General features: G+C 51.6%; 9 protein-coding genes. All 9 read right to left on the bottom strand.

Going from position 1 to position 6,403, the window contains the following annotated elements:
* Nucleotides 1-309: GTP-binding protein (locus tag WFO70_RS20725; RefSeq protein ID WP_227537806.1), on the bottom strand; the 309-nt coding region annotated here is incomplete at its 3' end.
* Nucleotides 310-378: 69 nt separating this feature from the next.
* The gene (fusA, locus tag WFO70_RS20720) at nt 379-2,493 is read right to left on the bottom strand and encodes an elongation factor G (protein ID WP_337018941.1); all 2,115 of its coding nucleotides are present in this window, start codon (nt 2,491-2,493) and stop codon (nt 379-381) included.
* Between the two features lie 96 nt (nt 2,494-2,589).
* On the bottom strand, nt 2,590-3,060 hold the full coding sequence (gene rpsG, locus WFO70_RS20715) for a 30S ribosomal protein S7 (RefSeq protein ID WP_004106370.1): 471 nt from the start codon (nt 3,058-3,060) through the stop codon (nt 2,590-2,592).
* A 96-nt stretch (nt 3,061-3,156) separates the two neighbouring features.
* The gene (gene rpsL / locus WFO70_RS20710) at nt 3,157-3,531 is read right to left on the bottom strand and encodes a 30S ribosomal protein S12 (RefSeq protein ID WP_003023654.1); all 375 of its coding nucleotides are present in this window, start codon (nt 3,529-3,531) and stop codon (nt 3,157-3,159) included.
* 124 nt (nt 3,532-3,655) lie between these two features.
* A complete protein-coding gene (gene tusB / locus WFO70_RS20705; protein ID WP_337018939.1) occupies nt 3,656-3,943 on the bottom strand; it encodes a sulfurtransferase complex subunit TusB in 288 nt (95 codons plus the stop codon).
* Between the two features lie 7 nt (nt 3,944-3,950).
* Complete coding sequence (tusC, locus tag WFO70_RS20700; protein ID WP_337018937.1) at nt 3,951-4,310, bottom strand: sulfurtransferase complex subunit TusC; 360 nt, start codon at nt 4,308-4,310, stop codon at nt 3,951-3,953.
* On the bottom strand, nt 4,310-4,696 hold the full coding sequence (gene tusD / locus WFO70_RS20695; RefSeq protein WP_337018935.1) for a sulfurtransferase complex subunit TusD: 387 nt from the start codon (nt 4,694-4,696) through the stop codon (nt 4,310-4,312). Before tusD ends, tusC begins: the two co-directional genes overlap by 1 nt.
* The gene (locus WFO70_RS20690; protein ID WP_032614730.1) at nt 4,696-5,418 is read right to left on the bottom strand and encodes a helix-turn-helix transcriptional regulator; all 723 of its coding nucleotides are present in this window, start codon (nt 5,416-5,418) and stop codon (nt 4,696-4,698) included. The genes tusD and WFO70_RS20690 overlap by 1 nt, the downstream gene beginning before the upstream one ends.
* Before the next feature lie 164 nt (nt 5,419-5,582).
* Nucleotides 5,583-6,398 carry an FKBP-type peptidyl-prolyl cis-trans isomerase gene (gene fkpA, locus WFO70_RS20685; RefSeq protein ID WP_337018933.1) on the bottom strand — a complete coding sequence of 272 codons (816 nt, stop codon included), beginning with the start codon at nt 6,396-6,398 and terminating at the stop codon, nt 5,583-5,585.
* Between the last annotated feature and the right edge of the window lie 5 nt (nt 6,399-6,403).

Below are 6,403 nucleotides of genomic sequence, written 5' to 3'. Positions count from 1 at the left end.
GATCGCGCCGTCCATCTGCGCAGCACCGGTGATCATGTTTTTAACATAGTCGGCGTGGCCCGGGCAGTCTACGTGTGCGTAGTGGCGAGTCGGGGTGTCATATTCAACGTGGGAAGTGTTGATGGTGATACCACGAGCTTTTTCTTCTGGTGCGTTATCGATCTGGTCGAATGCACGAGCAGAACCACCGTAGGTTTTAGCCAGAACGGTAGTGATTGCAGCAGTCAGGGTAGTTTTACCGTGGTCAACGTGGCCGATAGTACCAACGTTGACGTGCGGTTTTGTACGTTCAAATTTTTCTTTAGACACGGCTATATTCCTTACTATAGTGCTCTCCCCTTTGGAGAGAGCACGGGACTTAGGTTTTAATCCTGTGGATTATTTACCACGGGCTTCAATTACGGCCTGAGCAACGTTGTTCGGCGCATCATCATACTTCAGGAATTCCATGGTGTATGATGCACGACCTTTGGTCAGAGAACGCAGCTGAGTTGCATATCCGAACATTTCAGACAGCGGAACTTCAGCGTGGATCTTAACGCCAGTTACTTCAGATTCCTGACCACGCAGCATACCGCGACGACGGCTCAAGTCACCGATAACATCACCGGTGTTCTCTTCAGGAGTTTCTACTTCAACCTTCATGATCGGCTCAAGCAGAACTGGTTTCGCTTTCTTAAAGCCTTCTTTAAAGGCGATAGAAGCAGCCAGTTTAAACGCCAGTTCAGAGGAGTCAACGTCATGGTAAGAACCGAAGTGCAGACGAACACCCATGTCTACTACCGGGTAACCAGCCAGTGGACCAGACTTCAGCTGCTCCTGGATGCCTTTATCAACGGCAGGGATGTATTCGCCAGGAATCACACCACCTTTAATGTCGTTGATGAACTCGTAACCTTTAGGGTTAGAGCCCGGCTCCAGTGGGTACATGTCGATCACAACGTGACCATACTGACCACGACCACCAGACTGCTTAGCGTGTTTACCTTCAACATCGGAAACTTTCTGACGAATCGCTTCGCGGTAAGCAACCTGAGGTTTACCTACGTTAGCTTCAACGTTGAATTCACGACGCATACGGTCAACGATGATGTCGAGGTGCAGTTCACCCATACCAGCGATGATGGTCTGGTTAGATTCTTCATCAGTCCATACGCGGAATGATGGGTCTTCTTTAGCCAGACGGCCCAGAGCCAGACCCATTTTTTCCTGGTCAGCTTTGGTTTTTGGTTCAACGGCGATAGAGATTACCGGCTCAGGGAACTCCATGCGCTCCAGAATGATTGGGTGATCTGGGTTACACAGGGTGTCACCAGTAGTCACGTCTTTCAGACCGATAGCAGCAGCGATGTCGCCCGCACGAACTTCTTTGATCTCTTCACGTTTGTTCGCGTGCATCTGTACGATACGACCGAAACGCTCACGTGCAGCTTTCACGGAGTTCAGGATGGTGTCACCGGAGTTAACCACACCAGAGTACACGCGGAAGAACGTCAGGTTACCTACGAACGGGTCGGTAGCGATTTTGAACGCCAGAGCAGCAAACGGCTCTTCATCACTTGCGTGACGCTCAGCCGGCGTGTCTTTACCGTCGTCCAGGATACCGTTGATCGCAGGAACGTCTACCGGGGATGGCAGGTAGTCAACTACCGCATCCAGCATCGCCTGAACACCTTTGTTCTTGAACGCAGAACCACAGGTTACCAGGATGATTTCGTTGTTCAGAACGCGCTGACGCAGAGCTTTCTTGATCTCTTCTTCAGTCAGTTCTTCACCACCCAGGTATTTCTCCATCAGGTCTTCTGAAGCTTCTGCTGCAGATTCGATCAGGTTCTGGTGCCATTCGTCAGCCAGATCCTGCATGTCAGCAGGGATATCTTCGTATTCGAAGGTAACGCCCTGATCTGCATCGTTCCAGTTGATGGCTTTCATTTTCACCAGGTCGATAACGCCGGTGAAGCCTTCTTCAGCACCAATTGCCAGCTGCAGCGGAACAGGGTTCGCGCCCAGACGGGATTTGATCTGACCAACAACTTTCAGGAAGTTAGCACCCATACGGTCCATTTTGTTAACGAACGCGATGCGTGGAACTTTGTATTTGTTTGCCTGACGCCATACGGTTTCAGACTGCGGCTGAACACCACCAACTGCGCAGTAAACCATTACCGCACCATCAAGAACACGCATGGAACGTTCTACTTCGATGGTGAAGTCAACGTGCCCTGGGGTGTCGATGATGTTTACGCGATGCGGTTCATACTGCTTAGCCATACCAGACCAGAATGCAGTAGTCGCTGCGGAGGTGATGGTAATACCACGCTCCTGCTCCTGCTCCATCCAGTCCATGGTAGCGGCGCCGTCATGAACTTCACCGATTTTATGGTTTACACCGGTGTAGAACAGAATACGTTCGGTGGTAGTGGTTTTACCGGCGTCGATGTGCGCACTGATACCAATGTTACGGTAGCGTGCGATGGGTGTTGTACGAGCCATTTGATTCCTCGTTTATCTTTTTAGGCGTTCAGTTAAGTAACCCAAAGCGGGCTGCTTCGCTGAAGCGCCCGCCTGGTGACTAATACTCCGAAGGGATTACCAACGGTAGTGTGCGAACGCCTTGTTGGCTTCTGCCATACGGTGAACGTCTTCACGTTTCTTAACTGCAGTACCTTTGTTGTCTGCAGCATCAGAAAGTTCGTTCGCCAGACGCAGAGCCATGGATTTATCACCGCGTTTACGAGCAGCTTCAACGATCCAACGCATTGCCAGAGCATTACGACGAACCGGACGAACTTCAACTGGAACCTGATAAGTAGAACCACCAACGCGGCGGGACTTAACTTCTACAGTTGGGCGAACGTTGTCGAGAGCGACTTCGAAAGCTTCCAGTTCATTTTTACCAGAACGCTGAGCCAGGGTCTCAAGCGCGCTGTATACGATGGCTTCTGCAGTAGATTTTTTACCATCTACCATCAGGATATTTACAAATTTTGCCAGCAGTTCTGATCCGAATTTCGGATCTGGAAGAATTTTACGCTGACCAATGACGCGACGACGTGGCATGGGAATACTCCGTTGTTAATTCAGGATTGTCCAAAACTCTAAGAGTTTAGTATGACATTAAGATAAATCAGTTTGGCCTTACTTAACGGAGAACCATTAAGCCTTAGGACGTTTCACGCCATACTTGGAGCGAGATTGCTTACGGTCTTTAACGCCGGAGCAGTCAAGCGCACCACGAACGGTGTGGTAACGAACACCCGGAAGGTCTTTTACACGACCGCCACGGATCAGGATCACGGAGTGTTCCTGCAGGTTGTGACCTTCACCACCGATGTAGGAAGTCACTTCAAAACCGTTAGTTAAACGCACACGGCATACTTTACGCAGTGCGGAGTTTGGTTTCTTAGGAGTGGTGGTATATACACGAGTACATACGCCACGTTTCTGCGGGCAGGCTTCCAGCGCAGGCACGTTGCTTTTTGCAACTTTGCGAGCGCGTGGTTTGCGTACCAGCTGGTTAACTGTTGCCATTAAATAGCTCCTGGTTTTAGCTTTTGCTTCGTAAACACGTAATAAAACGCCCTCATACAATATGAGGACGCGAAATTTTAGGGCTACGTCGAAAAGGTGTCAAGAAATATACAGCGATCTCGTATCACCAGTTCATGTGACCAGTGTGCTGGACGGCCAGATTAACGAAATCAGTATAGCTAACCACGTTAATTTTGGCTGAAATTTGACCAGCAAGACCGCGGGCATCGATGTCATCTTTAAGCGCAGAGACAGAGATGGGGGCATTACTGAGAATATCAACAAAGCGGCTGCCTTCTACCGCCGCCAGAACGCCATCCTGGATAAGCAGCAGCGCATCGCCTTCACGCACCATGCTTAGCAGGCTTTCGATGTCGCATTGCCACGGGGAGCGGCTCAGAGTATGGAGCATGACGGCCTCAGAAAGTCAGGATGGTGTCGAAGTGGGAGAGATGCTCACGCAACACCTCCGGCGCAACCAGGGTGGCGTCGAGCACCAGGGGCGTGTTTTCACTCAGACCGCGCGCCTGCAGGGAGGCGGCACAGACGTAAAACGTCTCGATGTCATACAGCGGCAGGACTTTAAAGGTCGCGATGTAGTCGCGCGCCAGCACCACCTGCGGCTGCTGACCGGCAAGCAGTTGAAACACACCGTCGCCAATGAAGAAAACACCGATCTCTTCCGTCAGCGCAGAGGTCGCCAGGAGCGCATCCAGCCCTTCCCTTCCGGCGGCACTGCCATGGGGAGCAGAGGTAAAGACAAAAGCCACGCGGTTCATCAGAATTGCACCATTCGATCGCAGGTTAATGCGGCTTGTGCCAGCGCACCGAGGCCGCTGAGTGAAAAGCCGTCATTAAGATTGGCAGCGGGCAGACCCAGGCGCTGGGCTTCATTCGCATCGCTCACGCCGCGACGTAGCGCCGCCGCCACACAGATGTGCAGTTCAACCCCGTGCTGCTCATGTAGCGCTTGCCACGCGCGCACCAGGTCAAACTCATCAGAGGCGGGAGACGTCAGCAGGTTGGCGTTATACACACCTTCCCGATAAAAAAAGACGCTAACCAGCTCGTGTCCTGCCTCCAGCAGTGCACGCGCAAACTGCAACGCACTGCTGGCCTGCTGGGTACCGTAAGCCGGGCCTGTCACCATTAATGCGAAACGCATTACTTCTCGTGTCCCAGGAAATCGCCGCTTTTGAACTGACGGATATAGAGATACACCGTGTGTTTCGAGATATTCAGACGGTCGGCCACCTGGTTAATCGCATCTTTGATATCGAAAATGCCTTTTTCATAGAGGTTAAGCACGATCTGGCGATTCTTGGCATTGTTAGACACATTGCGATCGGCATTGACCTCTTCGATGGTGAATTCCAACGTCTGGGTGACGAGGTCTTCAACCGAGGAGGCGAAGTTAACGGAGGATCCGACATCCGGCGTTTCTGGTGGAATAAAGGTGTTCATGATTTGGGAGAACGGCACATCGAGGTTCATGTTGATGCACAGCAGACCAATCACCCGATGATCGCGGTTGCGGATGGCAATCGTCACGGACTTCATCAGGACACCGCTCTTGGCGCGGGTGAAATAACATTTTGAGACGCTGCTGTCCGCGCCGGTCATGTCGTGCAGCATACGCAGTGCAAGGTCGGTGATTGGCGAGCCAATTTTACGGCCAGTATGCTCACCATTGGCAATGCGGATGGCAGAACATTTCAGATCTTGCAGGGAGTGCAATACGATTTCGCAGTGGGACCCAATGAGCATCGCTAACCCGTCCACTACCGCCTCGTAGGATTTCAGAATATCGAAATCGGTCTGATCGAAAGGACGTTGATCCAGCAGGTCAAGTTCGCTGGTTTCGTTGGTTAAAAGCGACCTGGTCATGAAAAAAACACTCCTTTTCAGGAGCCTGTCGGTAGGTTTTCAGGGCAGGCTCATTATTTACACGGGCAACTAAATTAATACAGCGTAGGTAGCGCTTCCAGTGTTAATTATATCTGCACCATAATAAAAAAACCGCCGCTTCAGGAGCGGCGGTTGTTACCGATTTACTTCTTGGTGGCTTCTGCTGGCGCTTCTGGCTTAGCGTCAGGCTTGGCATCCGCTTTCGGCGCTGGCTTAATGTCCAGCAGCTCTACATCGAATACCAGCGTGGAGTTAGCCGGGATACCCGGGACGCCAGTTTTGCCGTAGGCCAGATCCGGTGGGATGACCAGCTTGATTTTACCGCCTTTCTTGATGTTCTTCAGGCCTTCAGTCCAGCCAGGGATAACACCGTCCAGACGGAAGGAGAGCGGCTCACCACGGGTGTAAGAGTTATCGAACTCTTTACCGTCGGTCAGGGTACCTTTGTAGTTAACCACAACGGTATCGCTGTCTTTCGGTGCGTCGCCGGTACCTTCTTTCTCGATTTTATAGACCAGGCCAGTAGGAGAGGTTTTCGCGCCTTTCTCTTTAGCGAAAGCTTCACGGTAGGTTTTACCTTTCGTTTCGTTTTCAGCCGCGTCTTTCTCCATCTTCTCCTGCGCTGCGCCTTTCACGCGCGCTTCGAAAGCCTGCAGAGTTTGCTCAATTTCCTGGTCAGACAGTTTACTCTTATCAGCAAACGCATCCTGAACACCGGCGATCAGCTGAGTCTGATCCAGCTTGATGCCCAGTTTTTCTTGCTCTTTCAGAGAGTTTTCCATGTAACGGCCCAGAGATGCGCCCAGCGCGTAGGCTGACTTCTGGTCGTCATTTTTGAACGCCGCAGTACTGTCAGCAGTCGCAGCAGGCTTTGCTGCATCGGCAGCGAAAGTCAGCGGCGCATGCAGAGCGACGGCCATCGTGGTCGCCAGCAGCGTTACTTTAAACAGTGATTTCATCCATT

The sequence above is a fragment of the Leclercia sp. AS011 genome, assembly GCF_037152535.1.
Classification (GTDB): Bacteria; Pseudomonadota; Gammaproteobacteria; order Enterobacterales; family Enterobacteriaceae; genus Enterobacter.
Note: the sequence above shows the minus strand (reverse complement) of the source record. Positions and strands in the feature narration are given on the sequence as shown.